The sequence below is a fragment of the Nocardioides sp. Z38_18 genome (assembly GCF_058215695.1).
Map to the genome: position 1 here is coordinate 1,572,746 of NZ_JBZAJE010000002.1, position 21,024 is coordinate 1,593,769.

A 21,024-nucleotide genomic window follows, 5' to 3' on the forward strand; every position below is an offset into this window, starting at 1 on the left:
GTACGGCGGGACGCTCGTGCCCGGTCACCGCCGTACGACGCGCGAGGTCACCAGATGCGGACGCGGTCCTCGGGGTCGAGCCAGAGGCCGTCACCGGGCTGGGTCTCGAAGGCGCGGTGGAACTCCTCGAGGTTGCGGGCGATGTTGGCGCGGAACTCCGGCGGGCTGTGCGGGTCGGTGGTCAGGAACTGCTTGGCCAGCTCGAGGCGACGCTTGGTGCGCCACACGTAGGCCCAGCTCAGGAACAGCCGCTGCTCGCCGGTGAGGCCGTCGCGCTCGGGCATCTCGGATCCCTCGAGGGAGATCAGGTAGGCCTTGTGGGCGATGGTGAGGCCGCCGAGGTCGCCGATGTTCTCCCCGACGGTGAGCGCGCCGTTGACGTGCTCGCCGGGCAGGTCGCGCGGCTCGAAGGCGTCGTACTGCTCGATCAGCGCCTTGGACTTCACCTCGAACGCGGCCTTGTCGTCCGCGCTCCACCAGTCGTTGAGGTTGCCTGCGCCGTCGTACTGCGCGCCCTGGTCGTCGAAGCCGTGACCGATCTCGTGACCGATCACCGCGCCGATGCCGCCGTAGTTCTCGGCCGGGTCGGCGTCGGCGTCGAAGAACGGCCGCTGCAGGATGCCCGCGGGGAAGCAGATCTCGTTGGTCCCGGGGTTGTAGTAGGCGTTCACGGTCTGCGGCAGCATGAACCACTCGTCGCGGTCCACCGGCGAGCCGATCTTGTTCAGCTCGCGGTCGGTCTCGAAGGCGGTCGCGGCCAGCACGTTGTCGACCAGGCTGTCGGCGCTGATCTGCAGGTCGGAGTAGTCGCGGAACTTCTCCGGGTAGCCGATCTTGGGCCGGAAGCTGTCCAGCTTCTCGAACGCGCGCTGCTTGGTCTCCTCGCTCATCCAGTCGAGGTCGGTGATGGAGCGGCGGTAGGCCTCGAGCAGGTTCTCCACCAGCTCGTCCATCATCTCCTTCGAGCGCGGCGGGAAGTGCCGGGCGACGTACTCCCGGCCCACGGCCTCGCCCAGCGCGCCCTCGACCAGGCCGACGCCGCGCTTCCAGCGGGCCCGGAGCTCGGGGGTGCCGGAGAGCGTGCGGCCGTAGAAGTCGAAGTTGGCCTCCACGAACCCGCTGGAGAGGTACGACGCGGCCGTGCGGATGGCGCGCACGGAAAGGAACGCCTTCCAGTCCTCGATCGGGGTGTCGGCGAGGACCGTCTCGAGGTGCGTCAGGTACGACGGCTCCCGGACGATCAGCTCCTTGATCGTCTCCTCGGACCCGCCCAGCGCCGCCACCCACGCGTCGACGTCGAAGCTCGGCACGGTGGCCTTGAACTCCTCGAGCGTGGTGAGGTTGTAGGTCTTGATCACGTCACGGGTCTCGGCCCGCTCCCAGTGGCCCTTGGCGAGCCGGGTCTCCAGGGCGAGCACTCGGGCCGCGGAGCCGTCGGGGTCGGGGCGCTCGGCGAGGCTCAGGATGCGGGCCAGGTAGGCGAGGTACTTCTCGCGGATCTCGGCGAACTCGTCCTGGCGGTAGTAGCTCTCGTCGGGCAGGCCGATGCCGCCCTGCACCACGTTGACCACGTAGCGCTCGGAGTCACGGTCGTCGGCGTTGACGTAGGACCCGAACACCCCGCCGCCGCCGCGGCGCTCGAAGTAGCCCAGGAACTCGCCGAGCTCGCTGACGTCGCTGAGGGCGTCGATGCGCTCGAGCAGCGGGAGGATCGGGGTGTGGCCGAGCGCCTCGACCCGCTCCTCGTCCATGAAGCTGGCGTAGAGGTCCCCGATCTTGCGGGCCTCGTCGGCCCGCGCGGGGGTGGAGTCCTCGCCGGTCTCGGATCCGTCGGTCGAGACCCCGCTCGCGCAGGCCTCGATGATCTCGCGCACGTGCTCCTCGGCGGCGTCGGAGAGCAGCACGAACGGGCCCCAGGAGGAGCGGTCGGCGGGGATCTCCGCGGTCTCCAGCCAGGTGCCGTTGACGTGACCGAAGAGATCGTCTTGTGGGCGGATGGCCGGGTTCATGCCCTCGCGGGCGTCGTCGAGAATCGTCACGGCGCCAACCTATACGTCGCCTCCACCCCGGTGCGGCCTTAGGCTCTCGCCCCATGAGCCTCCCGACACGTTGCGCGCGATGACCGCATCCGTCTGCATCATCGGCGCGGGGTCGTCGGGGATCACCGCAGCACAGTCCCTCCAGGCGGCCGGCGTCGAGTTCGACTGCTTCGAGGCCGGCAGCGGGGTCGGCGGCAACTGGCGCTACGACAACGACAACGAGATGTCCTCGGCCTACGAGTCCCTGCACATCAACACCTCGCGGCAGCTGATGCAGTACGCCGCCTACCCGATGCCCGAGTCGCTGCCCGTCTACCCCAGCCACCGCCAGATCGCGGCGTACTTCGAGTCGTTCGTGGACCACTTCGGCCTCCGGGACAAGATCACGTTCCGCACCGAGGTGACGCGAGTCCGCCCGGCGGCTCCCCGGGCGGACGACGCCCGCTGGGAGGTCACCTTCCGGTCCCGCGACGGCGGCGAGCCGCAGACGCGCACCTACCGCGACGTGATCGTGGCCAACGGCCACCACTGGGACCCGCGCTGGCCCGAGCCGTCGTTCCCGGGGGCCGACACGTTCCCGGGCGAGCAGCTCCACGCCCACTACTACCGCACGCCCGAGCCGCTGGTCGGCAAGCGCGTGCTCGTGCTCGGTATCGGCAACACCGCCTGCGACCTGTCGGTCGAGTCCAGCCGGGTCGCCGCGAGCACCGACCTCGCGATGCGCCGCGGCGCGCACATCCTGCCCAAGTACATGTTCGGGATGCCGACCGACCACCTCACCGACTCACCCCTCGCGCGCGGCCCGCTCAAGCTGCAGCAGCTGGCGATGGCGACGCTGCTCCGGCTCAGCCAGGGCAAGGTCACCGACTACGGCCTGCCCGAGCCGGACCACAAGGTGTTGCACGCCCACCCCACCATCAACCAGGACCTCCTGAACCGCCTCGGGCACGGCGACATCACCATTCGCCCCAACATCGACCGCTTCGAGGGCTCCAAGGTCTTCTTCGTCGACGGCACCTCGGGGGAATACGACGTCGTCATCTACTGCACCGGCTACAAGGTGACCTTCCCGTTCTTCACCGACGAGGTGGTGCGCGCCGAGGACAACCACGTCGACCTCTACCGCCGAGTCGTGCACCCGGACCACCCCGGGCTCTACTTCATCGGGCTGATCCAGGCACTGGGCGCGCTGATGCCGCTGGCCGAGGCCCAGTCGGTGTGGGTGGCCGACCTCCTCACCGGGCGAGGGGCCCTTCCCTCCGCCGAGGAGATGCGCCGCCAGATCGCGTCGTACGACGAGGGGCTGCGCAAGCGCTACGTCACCTCCAAGCGCCACACCCTGCAGGTCGACTTCCACGCCTACCGGGCGGAGATACTCAAGGAGCAGAAGCGCTCGCGCAAGCGTGCCGCCGCCCGCGGTGAGCCGCAGCTTTCACCACTGACTACGTCGAACGGCTGATGTGCCGCTCCTGGTGTGGTCCCTAGGTTGGCCCTGATCCACGGCCCACCGCTCAGGAGTTTCCATGCGTGTCCAGACCTTGCCCTCGCGGCGACGGCTCGGGGTTCTCGGGCTGACGCTCGTGGTCGTCGCAGCGATGTTCACGGTGCTGCTGACCAGCGCCTCCCAGGCGGCCGGCACCGTCGTCGTCGGGACCAGGGGCCACTCCATCGACGGCGTCGACGTCTACCGCGGTGCCAACCTGCTGATCAAGTACACCCCCGCGAGGGGGGCCAGGACCGGCACCAACTCCTACGGGTTCGAGGCAGCCGTGGTGGGCGGCAAGGTCGTCAAGATCGAGGACGGGGTCGGCAACATGACGATCCCGACCAACGGGTTCGTCCTGTCCGGGCACGGCACGAGTCGCAGCTTCCTGAAGACGAACGCGGTCCTGAACGCGCCGGTCACCGAGAGCACTGTCCCGCCTCCGGGCGGCTCCACCCCGGAGAACGCGACCAGGGTGACCATCGCGGGGCCCTCGGCGGGGTCCAACTCCCGGGTGATCGACGCCAACAACGCCCGGCGCCTGAGCAACCAGCTGATCCGCTACACCGCCGCCTACGGGACCACCACGGACACCAACGAGTACGGCGTCGAGGTCGAGGTGGTCAACCAGAAGGTGACCCGCGTCCAGGACCGGGTGGGCAACATGACCATCCCCACCGGCAACGGCTACGTGCTCTCCGCGCACGGGACGGCCGCGACCTGGCTCAAGGCCAACGCCCAGGTCGGCTTCAGCGCGATCCTGGACACCGACGGATCGGCGCCGCCGCCCCCGCCTCCGCCGCCGCCCCCGCCGGGTGGTGGCACCGGTACGCCGCTGTACCCCGACGTCCGGGTGCACAAGCTGGACCGCACCCTGAGCCAGGACCCCAGCGGTGGCCACGGGTACTTCGTGACCAACTCCGGTGGAGCCAAGCTGCTCAAGTTCCCGGTGATCACCGCCAACGTCGGTGACGGGCCCCTGGAGATCCGCGGCACCCGCTCGAGCACCTCCGCGGTGGACTGGGTCGGCCGTCAGGTGGTGATGAGCAGCGACGGTTCGTCCACCACGCTGGGCGACTCGGGTGCCTCGTTCTTCTACGCCGGCGACGGGCACAACCACTGGCACATCCGCGACTTCGACAAGTACGAGCTGCTGGACAGCACCGGCAAGTTCGTCAAGGTGGGCGAGAAGCACGGCTACTGCTTCGAGGACAACACCTCCCGCAGCAGCACGTGGAGCCAGGCCCCGTCCGGCCCGGTCCCGAGCTTCCCGGTGTACGCCAACGCCACCTCGTGCGGCCAGGCGCAGCCCAACGCCACCAGCATCGTGCACGGGCTCTCGGTCGGCTGGGGGGACACCTATCCCTCGAGCCTCCCCGACCAGGCCATCGACATCACCGGCCTCCCGGACGGCACCTACAAGGTCCGGGTGACCGCCGACTGGCAGGGGTTCTGGAAGGAGAAGGACGAGTCGAACAACGTGGCGGTGTCCACGATCCGCATCACCGGCAACACGGTCGCGTTCGTCTCGGCGGACAGCGGGCTGTGAGCCACCTTGGCGGGTAGCTCAATTGGCAGAGCACTCCTTCGTTCGAGGAGATGGTCAAGGTTCGAGTCCTTGTCCGCCAGCACAACGTCCCAGAGAAGTTCCCTGCCCTCGGGGCGAGACCATCACCGGGAGCGCCCTGATCGCGGAACGCGACCCGAGGTCGATCCCGCAGCTGGCCGGTGAGGACCAGGGCATCACCGAAACCCAGCAGCTGAGCGGGACCGGCGCGGAGCGCTGCACCGGACAGCAGCCGCCCCTTCTTCGTGCAGTACTGCGCGGCGCCCAACTGCGCCTCGGAGTCCGGCCCGCGCGTGACCCTGCGGTAGGCCGGCGCGGCCGGGTTCAGCGGCCGCGGGTCTTCTCGCCCTGGGGGTGATGGTTCAGGGTGGTCCTGCGGCGGGCCAGGGGACGGGGCCTCTCCGGGGGATGTCCGGTCATCGTCATGATCACCTCGTGCGCGAGCTCGCTGACCTTGCGGTTGGTGGTCTGCGAGATCCGCCGCAGCATCCGCAGCGCCTCCCGCCCCCGGATCCGGCGGGCGTGCATCAGCACTCCCATCGCCTGGTCGATGACCGAGCGGGTGACCAGCGCGTCCTGCAGCTGGTCGTCGAGGACGAGGTGGGCGGACTCGCGGAGGAGCAGCGCGAGGGCGATGGCGGCCTGGTGGACGAAGGTGCGCGCCCGCACGATGTCGGCATCACCCAGTGGGCGCGAGGGGTCCGTGTGCAGGTCCAGGGTGGCGATCACGACCCCGTCCACCAGCAGGGGCAGGGAGACGCCGTCGCTGGTGATCCGGGGCTCGGCGTCCTCCGCGCCCCGATGGTCGTCCCCGCTCGGCTGACGGGGGATCTCGGTGCCGGGCACGGTCAGCGCGGCGTCCGCCACGGTCTCGGCCTCGGTCTCGTGGAGGATGAGCGAGCACCGCACACCGGGCACCACCGACACGGCGAGCTCCCCGATGCGGCGCAGGAACGCCTCCGTGCTCGGCTGCTCGAGGAGCAGGTCATACAGGTTGGCGTACGCCGCGAGGAGGTTGAGCGGCTTGCCGCTGTCACCTGTTCCCCGGTCGGCACTGATCTCCACGAGCATCGCCCACCGTCTCCCTTGGCGCCGTCTCTAGAACTCTAACGAGCAACATGCTCCGAGGGCATGCCCCCATTACGGGGAGTTTCGAGACGTACACGTCCGGCGCTGGACAGCATCTTGTGCAGCGCTGACGGCTCCGTCTATGTTTCGGAACAGGGTGTGGATAAGCGCCTGCATGGCCGGCCCCGAGGGGCCAGGCCAGTCAGTTCGCAAGAGAGAGCAACGTGCACGGCGGGGGTCCACCGCCAGTGCAATCGCTGACGCACGTCGCGACGCCGCAGATGACGTCTGATCCAGACACCTTCCCGGCACCGACGGTGGTTCGCCAGCCGACCCGTGGGTCGGGGAAGGTTCCCGACGCCGGCCAAGCGGTGCCCGCGGGCGGCTCGATCACAACTGCAGATCACCAAGGGGCCAGACGGAAGCTTGCGTTCCGCCTGGGTGGGATTAGGGGTCACCATGACGGAGGAACTCGAACGAGGTCCGTCGAACGCGCAACACATCGACAAGGTCTGCCACGACTTGAGGCAGCACATCGCAACGGGTCTGCTGCTCTCGGAGCCGATGGACGACGAGGAGCTCGACGCCGACGAGCGCCGGAGGCTCGCGATGCTCCATCAGCAGTGGCTGCAGGTCGGTGACCTGGTCACGGCGCTCAGTGACCAGCACGGCGCACGCGTCCACTTCCGGGCCGACCTGGTGGCGCTGAGCCGCCAGTGCGTCAACTCGATGCCCACGGCCCACGACGTGACGCTGCAGGTCGACGGCGAGGACCACGTGGTCGCGCTCGATCCTGTGCTTTTGCGTCGCGCCATCGCCAACCTGCTGGACAACGCGCTGCGCGCCACCGCGGTGGCCGGTGGGGTCCAGGTGTGCGTGGGCTCCTCGGGAACGCATTGCTGGGTCGAGGTCGTCGACGACGGGCCGGGCTTCGGTGAGATCCCGGGCCGGACCGGTTTCGGGCTGGAGATCGTGCGCGCCACGGTGTGGGCCGGCGACGGGCAGCTCCGGATCGAGACGGCGCCAACCAGCGGCACCTCGGTCCGGATGAGCTTCCCGGTCGCACTGCGAGCAGTGCGATGAGATTGGCGCTCGCCGACGACCACCAGATGTTCCTCGACGCCCTGGGTGCGGGTCTCGCCCAGCGGGGCTACGACGTCGTCGCCGCCAGCGACCACCTCGACGGGCTCGTCGACCTGGTGGAGGCCCGCCAGCCCGAGCTCTGCCTCTTCGACGTCGACTTCGGAGGTGAGTCGGTGATCGCCTCGGCCGAGGTGATCCGGGAGCGGCACCCCGGGATCGCGGTGCTCCTGCTCACGGCGACCGCTGGTCCGGAGGTGTGGTCGGCCTACGAGCGCCACACCGTGGACGGCGTGGTGAGCAAGCTCTGCGAGATGTCCACGGTGGTCCGCGCGATCGAGCGCGTCCGTAAGGGGGAGCGCGTGGTGGAGCGGTTCTCGCGTCCCTCGAGGCACGCCTCGTCGGGGTCCCTGACCACCCCGCTCAGCGACCGCGAGCGAGACGTCCTGAAGCTCCTCGTGCGCGGGGCCTCCACCGAGGAGATGTCGGTCGAGCTGGAGATCAGCACCCACACCGTGCGGACCCACGTCCAGAGCGTGCTGCGCAAGCTCGGCGTGAACACCCGGGCCAAAGCAGCGAGTCTGGGAGTCGCGGCAGAGATGACCGAGAAGAGCCTCGGCGGTGCGCGATGACGCAGGTCCCCGAACGCCTGGCACCTGTCGCCCAGCTGGGGCACCAGGTCCTCCTCGTCGACGACTCCCGCATCTTCGCCGAGGTGCTGGCCAGCCGGATGCGGCAGGACTCGCACGTCCGACAGGTCGAGGTGGCGACCTCGCTCACCGAGGCGCGCGCCACGCTGCGGCGCTCACGCCCCGACCTCGTCCTGCTCGACCACCAGCTCGGGGACGAGGTCGGGCTCGACCTGCTGGGTGACCTGAACCAGATGCCGGACCCTCCTCGCGTCCTGATGCTGTCCGGCAGCGACAGCGTCGAGTACGTCATCGAGGCCCTCGACGCCTACGTCGACGGGTGGGTGAGCAAGACCGCGCGCTTCGAGACGCTGATGGCCGCGGTCAACGAGGTCGCCCGCGGCGACATGTACCTCTCCCCACAGTCGCTGAGCCCGGTGCTGCGGCACCTGCTCCGCCGCCGACGCGCGCCGCGCAGCTTCGTCGACGAGCTCTCGCCGCGTCAGGTCGAGGTCCTGCGGTGTCTGGTGGCGGGCATGTCCCGGCTCGAGTGCGCCCAACGCCTCTACCTCTCGGTGAACACGGTCCGCACCCACGTCCAGGCGCTGATGAAGCGGGCCGAAGTGCACTCCACCCTGGCGCTGATCGCGGTTGCCCGCGATCTGGGGGTACGCGGCATCGACGAGTAGGCCGGAGCAGGGAGACCCGGCGGCACACTCACCCCGATGACGTACGCCGAAGTCATCCCCTTGCCGGAGGCCAACCGGCGATCGCGTCCCTAGCGTCAGACCCAGACTGCTGATGGCTGGAGGTTGGCGATGGGTGAGGTGACGCACGAGGCGGGCCGGGAGCTCCCGGCCCGGCGAATGCCGGAACGCGCGCCGTCGCCCGTCCAGCCCGGCGGTCGAGTGATGGTGGGGGCCCCAGACGTCCGCGTCCTCGGTTCATCGCCCGTCCCTGAGCGGCGAGTTGGTGGGACACCCCCCCCACGAGGCGATCGCGACCCGGTCGCGTCGCCTTGCCCGCCAGGCCGGGGGCGCGGACCCTGGAACCCCACACATCACTCGGACGGCGAGGCCGGGAACGTCGCTGCGACGCCGTTGCCCTGGGCCGCCCTCGTGGGGAGCCAGGACCCAACCGTGGACACGAGGCTCCATCGCTTCGACGAGTGCGTCCGAGCGCTCCGCGACCTGGGGTCGCAGGCCTCGGTGAGCATCACCGACGACCGGGTGCTGAGCCGGTTCCGGCTGCGCCGGCTCGCCCGCCGCGCCGGTCTGGCGGTCGAGCGGGAGCTGGTCGTGATGCCGTCGATCGCTGCGCCCGTCGCGGTGGTCGAGGACACGGAGTGGGCGGTGCGGGCCTTCTGGCGCACCGACACCGCCATAGCCGTGCAGCGTTCCCTGGGGACGCGGACGCTGCTGGGCGTGCTGCCGCTGGAGGTCGTCCGGTCCCTGCCCTGGTCCTGGACGGGACTGCTGGTCCGGCAACGGGTGGTCCTGGGGAGGCGGCGATGACGACTCTTGCCGACGAGGGGCCCTTGCGGGCCGACGTACGAGCCCTTCTCGGGGAGGCTGCGGGCGGCGTCCTGATCACCAGTGACGAGTTCCTCGGCACCTTGACCTACACGTTCCCCGGGGTGCACCCGGGTGACTCCCCGGCCGAGCCACTCTCGGTCCGGGTGCCCACCAGCCTCGAGGCGGCGCACTGGGTGCACCAGGAGGCGAGACTGCTCGTGGAGCTGCGCCGCCGTGGACTCGGCCCGATCGAGCGGACCATCCCGCGCCACGTCGGTGTCCGTCAGCTCGACGGCCGTCTCGTCGCGATGGCTACCACGCTCCCCGGCCTGCCGATGGCGGTCGAGTGCGACCGGCTGATCCACCTGGTCCGGCCCGACCTGGTCAGGCGTGACTTCCGGCGCGCCTCGGGCTGGCTCTCCCGGTTCCAGGAGGCCTCAGCCGCCGGGACCGCACCCCTGACCTGGGTGGCGGAGGTGGTCGAGGCGCTGGGCAACCGCTCCGCGGGTCACCCGCTGCTGCCGCTCGCCCTCGCCCGCCTGACCGCCGCGGGGGAGCGGCTCGACGGGCACCTGGTGGAGCGCACTGCGGTCCACGGTGACTTCTCGCCCGCCAGCCTCCTGCTCCAGGACGGCGAGGTCAGCGGAGTGGTCGACTGGGCCAGGGGCGAGCCGGAGGGATGGCCCCTGCGTGACGTCGTACGGTTCGCGCTGCGCTACTCCCAGCTCCTCGACCAGCGCACCAGGACGGCGCGCGGCGGCGCGCTCAGCCGGACCACCGGCTGGGGTTCCGGCTGGGGGGCCGGTGCCCATGCGCTCGCCGGCGCCCTGCTCGGCGCCGGGTGGTTCCCGCGTACGGCGCAGAGCTGCCTGCGTGACGGTCTCGTCAGGGTCGGGATCCCGGCTGACCGCTGGTACGACGTCGCGCTGGTCGGCATCGCCGAGCTGGCCGCCGAGGCCGGCGACCAGCGCGCGAACGACGAGCTCCTCAGCGTCCTCTCCAGCATGCCGGCCCGCCGCTCGTCTGATTGACGTAGCCGGAAACCACCACTGCGAGGGGCGCGACGAGCCCCGCGAATTCCTACGTTGATGCCTACGCGACCACCGTCGCGATCACCACAAGGAGCGCCTGATGGCCCACCCCAGAGACGTTGCCGCCGAGAAGGCGACGCAGCGATGAAGCGCGTCGTGCTCGCGCCGCACTGCGACGACGAGACCCTCGGCTGCGGCGGCCTGCTGGCCAAGTACCCCGATGAGTGCTCCGTGGTCGTGCTCGCCACCCCGGACGACGTCCGCCGCAAGGAGTTCGAGGAGGCCAAGGAGATCCTGGGGTACGGCGCGGCGATGCTGCTCGGCCTGCCCGACGGCAACATCGGCGAGGACATGCACGGCCTGGTCGGGATCCTGGACCGGGTGGTCTCGGACCTGCGGCCCCAGGAGCTCTACCTGCCGTTCCCCTCGATCCACCAGGACCACATCGCCACCTACGAGGCCGGCATCCGCGCCGGGCGCCTCTCGATGAGCGAGGGGCACTGGTTCACCCCGTCCCTCTACGTCTACGACGTCGCGGCGTACGACGTCTCGCTCTACCCCAGCAACCTCGACTGGAACGTCTTCGAGGCCCTCGAGGAGGAGAGCATCGACCGGAAGGTCGAGGCACTGCGCGCCTACGGCTCGCAGGCGGTGACCGGACCGCACCCGGTCAACAGCGTCAAGGAGCTCGCCGCGGTGATCGGCCACGCGCGCCAGGTGCACTGGGCCGAGCCCTTCTCGCTGGTGCGGGGGGTGCGGGTATGACGCTCTACTCCGCCCACCAGCCGGACCTGCTGCCCTACTCCGGCTTCTGGTACAAGGTCGCGAAGGCCGACGTCTTCGACCTCAAGATCTGGGACCAGTTCATTCACAAGGGCTACCAGCGCCGGGTGATGATGCGCGGCGAGTGGGTCTCCCTGCCGCTGGTGAAGAGCTCGGCCACCGACCCCATCAACACCAAGCACGTGACGCCCGAGGCGGCCGGATACCTGGCCGACTCGATCGTGAAGCGGTACACCCACGGGGCCAGGAAGCCGCGGTTCTGGGACGAGTACGGCCCGAGGGTCTGCGACGAGGTGCTGTCGATCAAGACCGATCTGCTCTGGGAGTTCAACTTCCGGCTGATCCTGATGGTGCGCGACCTGCTCGGGATCGAGACCCCGCTCACCTTCAGCAGGCCGGCCGCGCCGGGGCTGCGGGGCTCCGCCGGGATCATCTCGGTGATCCAGGCCTTCAACGGCCCGATGGAGTACCTCTCCGGCGCCGGAGGCCGCGCCTACATGGGCGACTGCCAGGAGTTCACCGACGCAGGCATCCCGGTGATCTGGTCGCGTCACCAGCACGTCACCGGGGACTCGATCCTCTCGGTGCTCTTCGACTTCGAGGAGCCGCTGTCGGTCGTCCTGGCCGAGAGCAAGGAGCAGCAGGACCAGCATTCGACTCCCGTCCCCGCCACGGGGACGGCCCAACAAGAGGTGTTCGCATGAGCAAGGTATTGGTAGTCGGACTCGGCTACGTCGGCCTGCCGTTGGCGGTGCGCGCAGCGGAGGTCGGTCACGACGTCGTGGGACTCGACCTGGACGCCCAGCGGGTCGCGCTGCTCCAGGTGGCGCGCACCTACACCGAGGACGTCAGCGACGAGCGCATCGCGGAGGTCGCCGCGAGCGGCCGGTTCTCCGCGCGACTCGGCTGGAACACCGACTTCTCGGTCAGCCCGCCCGCCGACTTCGACATCGACATCGACTTCGACATCGCGATCATCACGGTGCCCACGCCCCTGAAGCTGGGGGTGCCGGACCTGTCCTACGTCGAGTCGGCCGGCCGGATGATCGGGCAGATCCTGCGGCGGCACGCCGCTGTGGTGCTGGAGTCGACCACCTACCCCGGCACGGCCGAAGGGCTGCTGGCCAAGACGCTGGAGGACGTCTCCGGGCTCGTGCCCGGTGTCGACTTCCACCTCGGCTTCTCTCCGGAGCGGGTGGACCCCGGCAACAAGCAGTACACGCTGGAGAACACCCCGAAGCTGGTCTCGGCGACCACGCCCGCCGGCCTGGAGGTGATCGACTCCTTCTACTCCACCATCGTGGAGAGGACGGTGCCGGTCTCGAGCCCGCGGGTCGCCGAGATGGCCAAGGTCTTCGAGAACACCCAGGCCTACGTCAACATCGCGCTGATCAACGAGCTCTCGGAGATCTGCCACGACCTGGAGATCGACGTGCACGAGATGATCGACGCGGCGATGACCAAGGGCCACTCGATGGCCCGCTGGGTGCCGGGTCCCGGAGTGGGCGGTCACTGCCTGCCGATCGACCCGATGTACCTCGCCTGGCAGTCCCGCACCTGGCTGGGTCGCCCGTTCCGGATCGCAGAGCTCGCCGACGAGATCAACCAGGACCGGCCCGATTACGTCGTACGGCGGACGGTCGCGCTGCTCCGGGAGCGCGATCTTCCGGTCCGGGGTGCCCACGTGCTGGTGATCGGGCTCGCGTACAAGCCCTGCGTGGGCGACCTGCGCGAGTCGCCTGCGGTGGAGGTGGTCAAGGCGCTGACCAAGTGCGGCGTCGAGGTCACCGTCTCCGACCCGCACGTCGGCACGTGGTCGATGACTCCGATGCTCGGGCTCGAGGACCTGACCGGTGCGGTCGGGCGCTTCGACGCCGTCGTGATCACGACCGACCACCCCGAGTTCGACTACGAGAAGATCGCCCGCGAGGCCCGGGTCGTGCTCGACTGCCGCCACGCGATGCCGGCTGCTGCGAACGTGGTCGCCCTGTGACCAGGACTCTCCTCCTGCTTCTGCTGGCACCGTTGGCGTTGTTGCTGATCCCACCCGCGTACGCCGCACCGGCGGACGGGGAGACGGTCGTCTCGCTCACCTTCGACGGCACCTACAAGTCGCAGGACACGTTCTCCGAGGTGCTCGCCGAGCACGACATGGCCGGGACCTTCTACGTGAACTCCGGGTACCTGAACTACCCGGCGTACCTCAATGTCGAGCAGCTGCGCAGCATCGCCCGCAACCGCAACGAGATCGGGGGTGCCTCGCTCCACGGCGACGACCTCGCGAAGCTCACGGAGTCCAAGGCGAGCCGGGAGATCTGCGACGACCGGGCGACCCTGGCCCAGCTCGGCTTCCAGGTGACCACGTTCGCCTACCCGTACGGGCACGCCGACCCGACGGTCAAGGCCGCGGTCCAGCGCTGTGGCTACAACGCTGCGCGCCGCTACACCGGCCTCTACGAGTCCGAGACCCAGTGCTCGAGCTGCCCGGCGTCCGAGATGCTTCCGCCCAGCGACGACTTCCGGATCCGGACGGCCTCGCAGTCCAGGAGGCTGGCCGACCTCGAAGCGCGGGTGACGCGTGCCGAGCAGGCGGGCGGGGGCTGGGTGACCCTGGTGTTCACCAAGGTGTGCGTGTGCCCCGAGGAGCCGAAGGCGATCAGTCCCGGCGACTTCACGGCCTTCGTGCAGTGGCTCGGCGACCGCCCGGAGTCCACCGTGGTCAAGACGGTGGACCAGGTGATGGGAGGACCGCTGAAGCCGGTGCGCGGGGTGCCGCTGAAGCGCCTCGTGGCCGATCCCTCGCCGGCCATCGGGGTGAAGGAGCCCCTGTCCAAGGCGCCGGCATGGTCCGTGCTCGGCCTCGGCATCGGACAGGCCCAGATCATCTTCACCGGCGTACTCGTGAGCATCGCGATCGTCGTCACGTTCCGGCTCGCGACAAAGGGACACCGTCATGCCCAGTGACGGGCCCAGTGACCGGCCCAGTGACCGGCCCAGTGACCGGCTGCTCGACCGCAGCGAGCCGCTGCGCGGAGCGCGGCGGGCTCTCGCCTTCGCCTCTCTCGCGGCGTTCCTCACCTACGTGCTCTGGTCCCAGATCCGCTGGGGCTTCCGCCCCGGTACGGCGTTCCTGGCAGCCTTCTTCGGCTTGATGGCGGTGCTGATCACCTACTTCATGCTGTCGGCGATCTTCTGGAAGAGCTTCACCCACCTGCCGCCCGCGGCGGGGCGGGTCCTGGCGATCGTCCCGGTCTACAACGAGGAGCCCGAGCTGGTCCACCAGGTGGTCCGCTCGCTGCTGCGGCAGACGATCCTGCCCGACGCCATCCACGTGATCGACGACGGCTCGGTGGTGCCGCTGGAGACCTTCGACGACCCGCTGGTCACCTGGCACCGGATCGAGAACTCGGGCAAGCGGCACGCGCAGGCGGAGGTGCTGCGCAGCTACCAGCCCGACGAGTTCGACTTCATCCTGACAGTGGACTCCGACTCGGTCCTCGACGACGACGCGCTGGAGCACATGCTCCGGTCCATGCGTGACGAGCGGGTGCAGGCAGCCACCGGGATGATCCTGGTCAGGAACTGGGACACGAACTTCCTCTCCCGGCTGACCGACATCAACGTGGTGACCTCGTGCCTGCTGTTCCGGATGGCACGGTCGTGGCTGGGCATCGTGAGCCCCACCTCCGGTGCGCTGGCGATCTACCGGTCGGCCGTCGTCTACGACAACCTCGACGACTACCTGACCTCCGGCACCGCCGGCGACGACCGCCGGCTCTCCTTCTACGCGCTCCTGCGCGGGCAGGTGGTCGGGGTGACGGAGGCGATCGCGAGTACCGAGCTCCCGACGACGTGGGGCGGTGCCTTCCACCAGCGGATGCGCTGGTCGAAGTCCGCCTGGCTGGGGGTCGGCTTCGTGATCACCAACCTGCGGGCCCTGACGGTCTTCTTCTACGTGATGCCGCTGGTCTTCTGCATCATGTGGCCGATCATCGTCGCCGCGCTGCTGACCCTGGCGGTCAGGTACGACAGCCCGGTGTTCTTCCACGGTGTCGTGTGGTGGCTGGTCTGCTCGGTCACCCAGACGGCGATCTACGCGATCTACCGGCCGGGGTTCACCATGGCCCAGCGGTTGGCTCAGTTCGTCCTCTCGCCGGTCTACCCGCTGCTCGGCCTGGTGATCCTCAGGCCGGCCGCGTACTGGTCGCTGACCAAGCTCAAGTCCACTTCCTGGCACACCCGAGAGGTGGTCGCCGTACCGAGCGTCGCGGTCGCCATCGGTGGCGGAGACGCCCCGATGGGTAGTAGTAGTAGATGAGTGCAGGCACGACGATGAAGACGAGACACGCAGTCCGCCCCTTCGACGCCGACGGCCCGTGAGCCACCGGGCTCCGGTCGCCCCGTGGCGCCGCCGGAGGAGGCGGGGCGGTGCCATGCCCAAACGACGGCGGCTGCTCCTGCTGGGAGGGATCGCCGTCGTCGCTCTGCTGGCCGTCGTGCCCGGACTGTCCCGCGGGGGAGCGTCGCCACCCTCGGGGAACGGCGACCCACCGCTGCCCAACCAGGCCTCCGCCGCCGACGTACGGGCCACGAGCGACGTGTTCGGGATCAGCTACCTGCACGGCACCCTTCCCCGGGGCACCTACTGGATCTCCCGGTGGGGTCCGGAGCGCGAGTTCTCCGGCGTCGATCCCAAGGACACCTGGTTCGACGCCGACCACGGGTCGGGCAGCTACCGCGCCGGGGGCGGTGAGCTCGCGATCAGCGGCTCGACTCCCCGGATGTATGTGCACGACCCCGCCAACGTGCGGCAGTGGCGCGACGTGGAGGTCACCGTCTACGCCAAACGGGTGAAGGACGAAGGCATCCCCTTCGCCGGGATCACGGCGGTCGCCCGGTCCAACCACCTGCAGACCGAGGAGGGACCCTCGGACCTCTGCGACACCCGCGGGTACGGCGGACGGTTGCGCTTCGACGGGCACGCCGACTTCGAGAAGGAGACCGCGCACCCGCGCAACGAGGCGATCGGCAACACCCGTGTCTTCGCCGGCGGACTTCCCTCAGGGGTGTGGATCGGGCTCAAGTACGTCGTCTACGACGCCAAGGACGGGGTCCACCTCGAGCTGTGGCTCGACCGGACCGACGGCCGGGGCGGTGGGGACTGGAAGCTCCTCGGCGAGGTGGTCGACAACGGCAAGCTGTTCGGGAACGTCCCGTGCGCCGAGGGGATCGACCCGCGGATGGCGCTGACGCGGTCGCCGGAGCGGGTGGGGTCGGAGTCGGGGAAGCCGAACCTCAGCGTGTACTTCCGCAGCGACGGCATCGCCCCGGCCGGCCTGGTCTACAAGTGGGCGAGCATCCGGGAGATCAAGGCCGGCCGGCCCGACGTCCTGCTCGGCCGGCCCGGGTAGGTCGCCCGTTCAGCGCTGCATCGCGCGGTAGTGGGCCTTGAGCCGGGTGGCGCCGAGCTCGTGGTGGTAGAACGCGACGTCGCCGATCGCTCCCTGGAAGAAGCTGCCCTTGTAGCCGGTGCCGATCCGCAGCGGTGCCTTGCCGCTCCTCGGCTTGATGTTGTAGCTCTTCAGGGAGTCGGTGTCGCGCAGGACGCCGTTCTTGTAGATCCGCGTGTAGCCCGTCGGGTACTTCTTGGTGCGTTTCCTGGTGTTGATCACCACTGCGACGTGGATCCACTTGCCGACCGTGACCGGGTCCTGGAAGTAGGAGCCGGCGCCGAGTCCTCCCCTGGGGTTGAACGCGTAGCCGCTGATCCGGTTCGGCCGGGACTCACGGTTGGACTTCGAGTACATCCGGATGTGCCACTCGTGGGCTCCGGGGTTGCCCTTGCCCAGCATGTAGACGTAGCCGCTGCCTTCCTGGTTGGCGAACTGGAGCGTGTCCGGACGCATCCAGAACTCGATCGTCAGCACGCCGGTCGCGTCGACCTCGAACGCCTTCCGGTCGGGGAACCGGAGGAACTGCCCCCGGCCGTTGAACTTCGCGGCGGAGTCCCCGTTGGGGAGCCGGGTGGTGGTCGGGTTGCCGATCGGGGTGGCGGCGCCGCCCCTCCCGGTCAGGTCTCGGCGCTTCTGGAGGAAGGCGACCGGGTCGTCCTTGAGTGCGGCCTTGACGTAGGCGGAGCGCTTGGCCGCGGTGGGTGCGTCCGGGGAATCGGGGGAGGTCAGGGTGTTCAGGTAGGAGATCGAGCCGGCGAGCAGGAGGGCCAGCCCGAGTGCGGTCGTGGTCAGGAAGCGGTGCATGCGGGACTCCGTAGTCACGGGAAGCGCGCGGAAGGGCGCTCCGAAACGGATCTGCAGCCGATGGCACTCCGGCCCATCGGGGGAGGGAGGCCTGCGCAATGCCTGCTTCGGGGGGATCGGTCCTGCGACCGGGGGGAAGGTTGTCCCACGGGCGTCACGCCACACACATGCTTGTGGACTATCGATGCAGCCGTTGGTCCAAGGCTAGCCAGCCACCCCTCGCCGAACCCCGGGGAAAGGGGCATTCCCCGCATCACGCTCCGGCGATGCGGCAGGTGGTGCAGTCAGGCTGCGCCGTGCCGATGTCACGAGGATTCGGCGGCCATTTAAAGTCAGGCTTGACTGTTTGTTCTCAGGGGCTCAGGATGGCGGCGTGACCACTCAGCGCGTGCCGCAGGAGGAGCGGAGCCGGGCGATGCGCCAGCGTCTGCTCGAGGCGACCGTGGACTGCCTCGTGGAGCACGGCTGGAGCGGAACGTCGACCACGCTGGTCTCGCAGCGGGCGGGGGTCAGCCGAGGCGCGCAGCTGCACCACTTTCCGACCAAGAACGACCTCGTCCTCGCGGCCGTCGAGCACCTCAGCGAGCTGCGCGGCGAGGAGCTGCGCGCTGCCGCGAAGAGGCTGCCGGGTGGCAAGCGGCGTACGCGCGCGGTGCTGGAGATGTTCGGGGACCACTTCACCTCGCCGGTGTTCAGCGCCGCGCTGGAGCTCTGGGTCGCCGCCCGCACCGATGCCCAGCTGCACGACGCCGTGATGCGGCTCGAGCAGCGGGTGGGTCGCGAGGCGCATGCGATCGCGGTGGCTGCCCTCGACGTGGACGAGTCGCAGCCGCGGGTCCGTGAGCTGGTGCAGGCGACCCTCGACCTCGTGCGGGGCCTCGGGCTGGCGAACACGATCACCGACGACACCGCCCGCCGGGCCCGGATCCTCACGGCCTGGGCACACACCCTCGATGCAGAGCTGAGGCAACCATGAACGACGTCCTCGACCAGGTGCTGGCCGACCTCGATGCCGAGGGTTCGGCGCTGGATGCGACCGTCAGCCTGCTCGACGCCGACGGGTGGCGTACGCCGACCCCGGCCGCCGGGTGGGACGTCGCCACCCAGGTCGCGCACCTCGCCTGGACCGACGAGGTCGCGGTGGCGGCCGCGACCGACAAGGAGCGCTGGGACGGCTACGTGCTCGAGGCAATCGCCGATCCCACGGGCTTCGTGGACGCCCAGGCGATCGAGGGCGCCCAGATGCCCCCCGAGGAGCTGCTCACCCGGTGGCGCCAGGCCCGCCCCGCGCTCCAGCAGGCGCTGCGGGACCTCCCTGACAGGCACAAGATGCCGTGGTTCGGCCCGCCGATGAGCGCCACCTCGATGGCGACGGCCCGGTTCATGGAGACGTGGGCGCACGGGCTCGACATCGCCGAGGGGCTGGGTCTCGATCCCGCCCCGACCGACCGGATCCGGCACGTCGCGCACCTCGGCGTCCGCACCCGCGACTTCTCCTTCGGCGTCCACGGCCTCGATGCTCCGGCCGAGGAGTTCCGCGTGGAGCTGACCGCCCCGTCGGGCGAGCTCTGGACGTGGGGGCCGCAGGACGCGACCCAGACGGTCCGCGGCTCGGCGTACGACTTCTGCCTGCGGGTCACCCAGCGCCGCCACCGCGACGACCTCGACCTCGTCGCGCACGGCCCCGACGCCGACCGCTGGCTCGACCTCGCCCAGGCGTTCGCCGGCCCTCCCGGCCCCGGCCGCGACCCGCAGGAGTCGGCCAAGTGAGCGCCCCCGGCGGTCGCGCCCCCGGTGGTCGAGCAGTGAGCGAAGCGAGCGGACAGCCGAGACCCCTCCCCAGCCCCCTGCGTGTGGCAAACTGCAGCGGCTTCTACGGCGATCGCCTGGGGGCGATGCGCGAGCTCATCCTGGGAGGGGAGCTCGACGTCGTCACCGGCGACTACCTGGCTGAGCTGACGATGCTGATCCTGGGCAAGGACCAGATGAGGGACCCCTCGCTGGGCTACGCCCGCACCTTCGTGAGCCAGGTCGAGGACTGCCTGGGCCTCGCGCTGGAGAAGGGCGTCAGGATCGTCACTAACGCCGGGGGCCTCAACCCCTCGGGGCTGGTCACGAAGCTGCAGGAGGTCGCCGACCGGCTCGGGCTGGCGCCCCGGATCGCGTGGGTCGACGGCGACAACCTCGGTCCCCGCGCGACCGAGCTCGGCCTGGACGGGGCGCTGACCGCGAACGCCTACCTCGGCGGCTTCGGCATCGCTCGCGCCCTGGAGGCCGGCGCGGACATCGTGGTGACCGGCCGCGTGACCGATGCCTCGGTCGTCGTGGGACCCGCGATCTGGAGGTTCGGCTGGACCCCGGAGCATCTCGACGAGCTCGCGGGCGCCGTCGTGGCCGGGCACGTGATCGAGTGCGGCACCCAGGCGACCGGCGGCAACTTCTCCGGCTTCCTCGACCTGCCCCGGGACGGCAGGGCGCTGGGCTTCCCCGTCGCGGAGATCGCCGCCGACGGCAGCTGCGTGATCACCAAGCAGGAGGGCACCGGCGGACTGGTCTCGGTGGACACCGTGACCGCCCAGCTGATGTACGAGGTGCAGTCCGAGCGCTACCTCGGCCCCGACGTCACCGTCGACCTCACCACCATCGAGCTCTCCGAGGACGGACCCGACCGGGTCCGGGTCACCGGTGTCCGCGGGGAGGCGCCGCCGGCCCGGCTCAAGGTGTGCGTCAACGAGCTCGGCGGCTGGCGCAACCAGATGGACTTCGTGCTCACCGGCCTCGACATCGAGGAGAAGGCGGCCTGGCTCCGTGCCCAGCTCGACGGCCGGATACCCGCCTCGTCGGTGACCTGGACGATGGGGCCCGCGCCGTTGCCGGACGCCGAGACCGAGGAAGGCGCCTCCTGCCTGCTGCGCTGCGTGGTGAAGGACCCCGACGCCAAGGTCGCGGGCAAGGGGTTCACGGCACCGCTGGTCGAGCTCGCGCTGGGCTCCTACCCCGGGTTCACGATGACCTCGCCCCCGGGACCGGCCTCGCCGTACGGCGTCTACCGGCCGTCGTACGTCGAGCGCGACCAGGTCACCCACACCGTGCACCTCCCCGACGGGAGCACGGAGGTGATCCCCGACCCGCCCGTCACCGAGCAGGTCACTGCCCCGGTCCCGACCGCGGGTGTGATCGCGGAGCAGCGGCCCACTCGTCGGGTGCCGCTGGGCACGTTCGTGCACGCCCGGTCCGGCGACAAGGGCGGCGACGCCAACGTGGGCCTGTGGGTCCGTGCGGGAGACCGCCAGGCCGAGCGCGCCCGCTGGCTGGCTGGCTTCATCACCGCCGACCGGGTCCGCGCCCTGGCCCCGGAGGCACACGACCTCGACATCGAGGTGTTCGCGCTGCCCAACCTGTACGGCGTGAACGTGCTGGTCCACGGCCTCCTCGGCGAGGGCGTCGCGGCCAGTACCCGGTTCGACCCGCAGGCCAAGGCACTGGGCGAGTGGCTCCGGTCGCGCCTGGTCGACATCCCCGAGGAGCTCCTATGACCGCCCGAGACGTCGCAACTGAAACCCCACAACCCGC

The 21,024-nt window shown here is 70.0% G+C and carries 19 protein-coding genes and 1 tRNA gene; 17 read left to right on the top strand and 3 right to left on the bottom strand.

The window, feature by feature from the left end; translation table 11 throughout:
• Positions 1 to 47: 47 nt before the first annotated feature.
• Positions 48 to 2,009 (bottom strand): M13 family metallopeptidase, encoded by a 1,962-nt coding sequence (locus tag AC4BGC_RS18655; protein ID WP_490557211.1) that lies wholly within the window; start codon positions 2,007 to 2,009, stop codon positions 48 to 50.
• Positions 2,010 to 2,118: 109 nt separating this feature from the next.
• On the opposite strand from AC4BGC_RS18655, the gene AC4BGC_RS18660 reads away from it, so the two are divergent.
• The 3 genes from AC4BGC_RS18660 (at position 2,119) to AC4BGC_RS18670 (ending at position 5,151) form a co-directional block, all read left to right on the top strand.
• Positions 2,119 to 3,498: a flavin-containing monooxygenase gene (locus AC4BGC_RS18660; RefSeq protein ID WP_490557089.1), complete on the top strand. Its 1,380-nt coding sequence runs from the start codon at positions 2,119 to 2,121 to the stop codon at positions 3,496 to 3,498.
• 64 nt (positions 3,499 to 3,562) lie between these two features.
• Positions 3,563 to 5,071 (top strand): lysyl oxidase family protein, encoded by a 1,509-nt coding sequence (locus AC4BGC_RS18665; protein WP_490557090.1) that lies wholly within the window; start codon positions 3,563 to 3,565, stop codon positions 5,069 to 5,071.
• 7 nt (positions 5,072 to 5,078) lie between these two features.
• Positions 5,079 to 5,151, top strand: a tRNA-Asn gene (locus AC4BGC_RS18670).
• Positions 5,152 to 5,413: 262 nt separating this feature from the next.
• Here AC4BGC_RS18670 and AC4BGC_RS18675 read toward each other — a convergent pair.
• Positions 5,414 to 6,160 carry an ANTAR domain-containing protein gene (locus tag AC4BGC_RS18675; RefSeq protein ID WP_490557091.1) on the bottom strand — a complete coding sequence of 249 codons (747 nt, stop codon included), beginning with the start codon at positions 6,158 to 6,160 and terminating at the stop codon, positions 5,414 to 5,416.
• A 456-nt stretch (positions 6,161 to 6,616) separates the two neighbouring features.
• Here AC4BGC_RS18675 and AC4BGC_RS18680 point away from each other — a divergent pair, with 456 nt between their 5' ends.
• From AC4BGC_RS18680 to AC4BGC_RS18730, 11 genes are all read left to right on the top strand, one after another.
• Positions 6,617 to 7,240 carry a sensor histidine kinase gene (locus AC4BGC_RS18680; RefSeq protein ID WP_490557092.1) on the top strand — a complete coding sequence of 208 codons (624 nt, stop codon included), beginning with the start codon at positions 6,617 to 6,619 and terminating at the stop codon, positions 7,238 to 7,240.
• Positions 7,237 to 7,869 carry a LuxR C-terminal-related transcriptional regulator gene (locus AC4BGC_RS18685; protein WP_490546887.1) on the top strand — a complete coding sequence of 211 codons (633 nt, stop codon included), beginning with the start codon at positions 7,237 to 7,239 and terminating at the stop codon, positions 7,867 to 7,869. Before AC4BGC_RS18680 ends, AC4BGC_RS18685 begins: the two co-directional genes overlap by 4 nt.
• A complete protein-coding gene (locus AC4BGC_RS18690) occupies positions 7,866 to 8,555 on the top strand; it encodes a response regulator (RefSeq protein WP_490546886.1) in 690 nt (229 codons plus the stop codon). Before AC4BGC_RS18685 ends, AC4BGC_RS18690 begins: the two co-directional genes overlap by 4 nt.
• A 450-nt stretch (positions 8,556 to 9,005) precedes the next feature.
• The gene (locus AC4BGC_RS18695) at positions 9,006 to 9,380 is read left to right on the top strand and encodes a hypothetical protein (RefSeq protein ID WP_490557093.1); all 375 of its coding nucleotides are present in this window, start codon (positions 9,006 to 9,008) and stop codon (positions 9,378 to 9,380) included.
• Positions 9,377 to 10,411, top strand: a complete 1,035-nt coding sequence (locus tag AC4BGC_RS18700) for a phosphotransferase (protein ID WP_490546884.1) — start codon at positions 9,377 to 9,379, stop codon at positions 10,409 to 10,411. The genes AC4BGC_RS18695 and AC4BGC_RS18700 overlap by 4 nt, the downstream gene beginning before the upstream one ends.
• Before the next feature lie 144 nt (positions 10,412 to 10,555).
• The gene (locus AC4BGC_RS18705; RefSeq protein ID WP_490557094.1) at positions 10,556 to 11,176 is read left to right on the top strand and encodes a PIG-L deacetylase family protein; all 621 of its coding nucleotides are present in this window, start codon (positions 10,556 to 10,558) and stop codon (positions 11,174 to 11,176) included.
• Positions 11,173 to 11,898, top strand: a complete 726-nt coding sequence (locus AC4BGC_RS18710) for a WbqC family protein (RefSeq protein WP_490557095.1) — start codon at positions 11,173 to 11,175, stop codon at positions 11,896 to 11,898. Before AC4BGC_RS18705 ends, AC4BGC_RS18710 begins: the two co-directional genes overlap by 4 nt.
• Entirely contained in the window at positions 11,895 to 13,187 is a 1,293-nt protein-coding gene (locus tag AC4BGC_RS18715; protein WP_490546881.1) for a nucleotide sugar dehydrogenase, read from the top strand. Before AC4BGC_RS18710 ends, AC4BGC_RS18715 begins: the two co-directional genes overlap by 4 nt.
• A gap of 41 nt (positions 13,188 to 13,228) precedes the next feature.
• The gene (locus AC4BGC_RS18720) at positions 13,229 to 14,158 is read left to right on the top strand and encodes a polysaccharide deacetylase family protein (protein ID WP_490557096.1); all 930 of its coding nucleotides are present in this window, start codon (positions 13,229 to 13,231) and stop codon (positions 14,156 to 14,158) included.
• The gene (locus AC4BGC_RS18725) at positions 14,148 to 15,512 is read left to right on the top strand and encodes a glycosyltransferase family 2 protein (RefSeq protein WP_490557097.1); all 1,365 of its coding nucleotides are present in this window, start codon (positions 14,148 to 14,150) and stop codon (positions 15,510 to 15,512) included. The genes AC4BGC_RS18720 and AC4BGC_RS18725 overlap by 11 nt, the downstream gene beginning before the upstream one ends.
• Before the next feature lie 115 nt (positions 15,513 to 15,627).
• On the top strand, positions 15,628 to 16,605 hold the full coding sequence (locus AC4BGC_RS18730) for a hypothetical protein (RefSeq protein ID WP_490546878.1): 978 nt from the start codon (positions 15,628 to 15,630) through the stop codon (positions 16,603 to 16,605).
• Between the two features lie 9 nt (positions 16,606 to 16,614).
• Here the strand turns inward: AC4BGC_RS18730 and AC4BGC_RS18735 are convergent, their stop codons facing one another.
• Positions 16,615 to 17,451 carry a LamG domain-containing protein gene (locus tag AC4BGC_RS18735; protein ID WP_490557098.1) on the bottom strand — a complete coding sequence of 279 codons (837 nt, stop codon included), beginning with the start codon at positions 17,449 to 17,451 and terminating at the stop codon, positions 16,615 to 16,617.
• Between the two features lie 373 nt (positions 17,452 to 17,824).
• Between AC4BGC_RS18735 and AC4BGC_RS18740 the strand changes: the two genes are divergently transcribed.
• From AC4BGC_RS18740 to AC4BGC_RS18750, 3 genes are all read left to right on the top strand, one after another.
• Positions 17,825 to 18,427: a TetR/AcrR family transcriptional regulator gene (locus AC4BGC_RS18740; protein WP_490546876.1), complete on the top strand. Its 603-nt coding sequence runs from the start codon at positions 17,825 to 17,827 to the stop codon at positions 18,425 to 18,427.
• On the top strand, positions 18,424 to 19,221 hold the full coding sequence (locus tag AC4BGC_RS18745; RefSeq protein WP_490557099.1) for a TIGR03084 family metal-binding protein: 798 nt from the start codon (positions 18,424 to 18,426) through the stop codon (positions 19,219 to 19,221). The genes AC4BGC_RS18740 and AC4BGC_RS18745 overlap by 4 nt, the downstream gene beginning before the upstream one ends.
• 83 nt (positions 19,222 to 19,304) lie before the next feature.
• Positions 19,305 to 20,987 carry an acyclic terpene utilization AtuA family protein gene (locus AC4BGC_RS18750; protein WP_490557100.1) on the top strand — a complete coding sequence of 561 codons (1,683 nt, stop codon included), beginning with the start codon at positions 19,305 to 19,307 and terminating at the stop codon, positions 20,985 to 20,987.
• Positions 20,988 to 21,024: the final 37 nt, after the last annotated feature.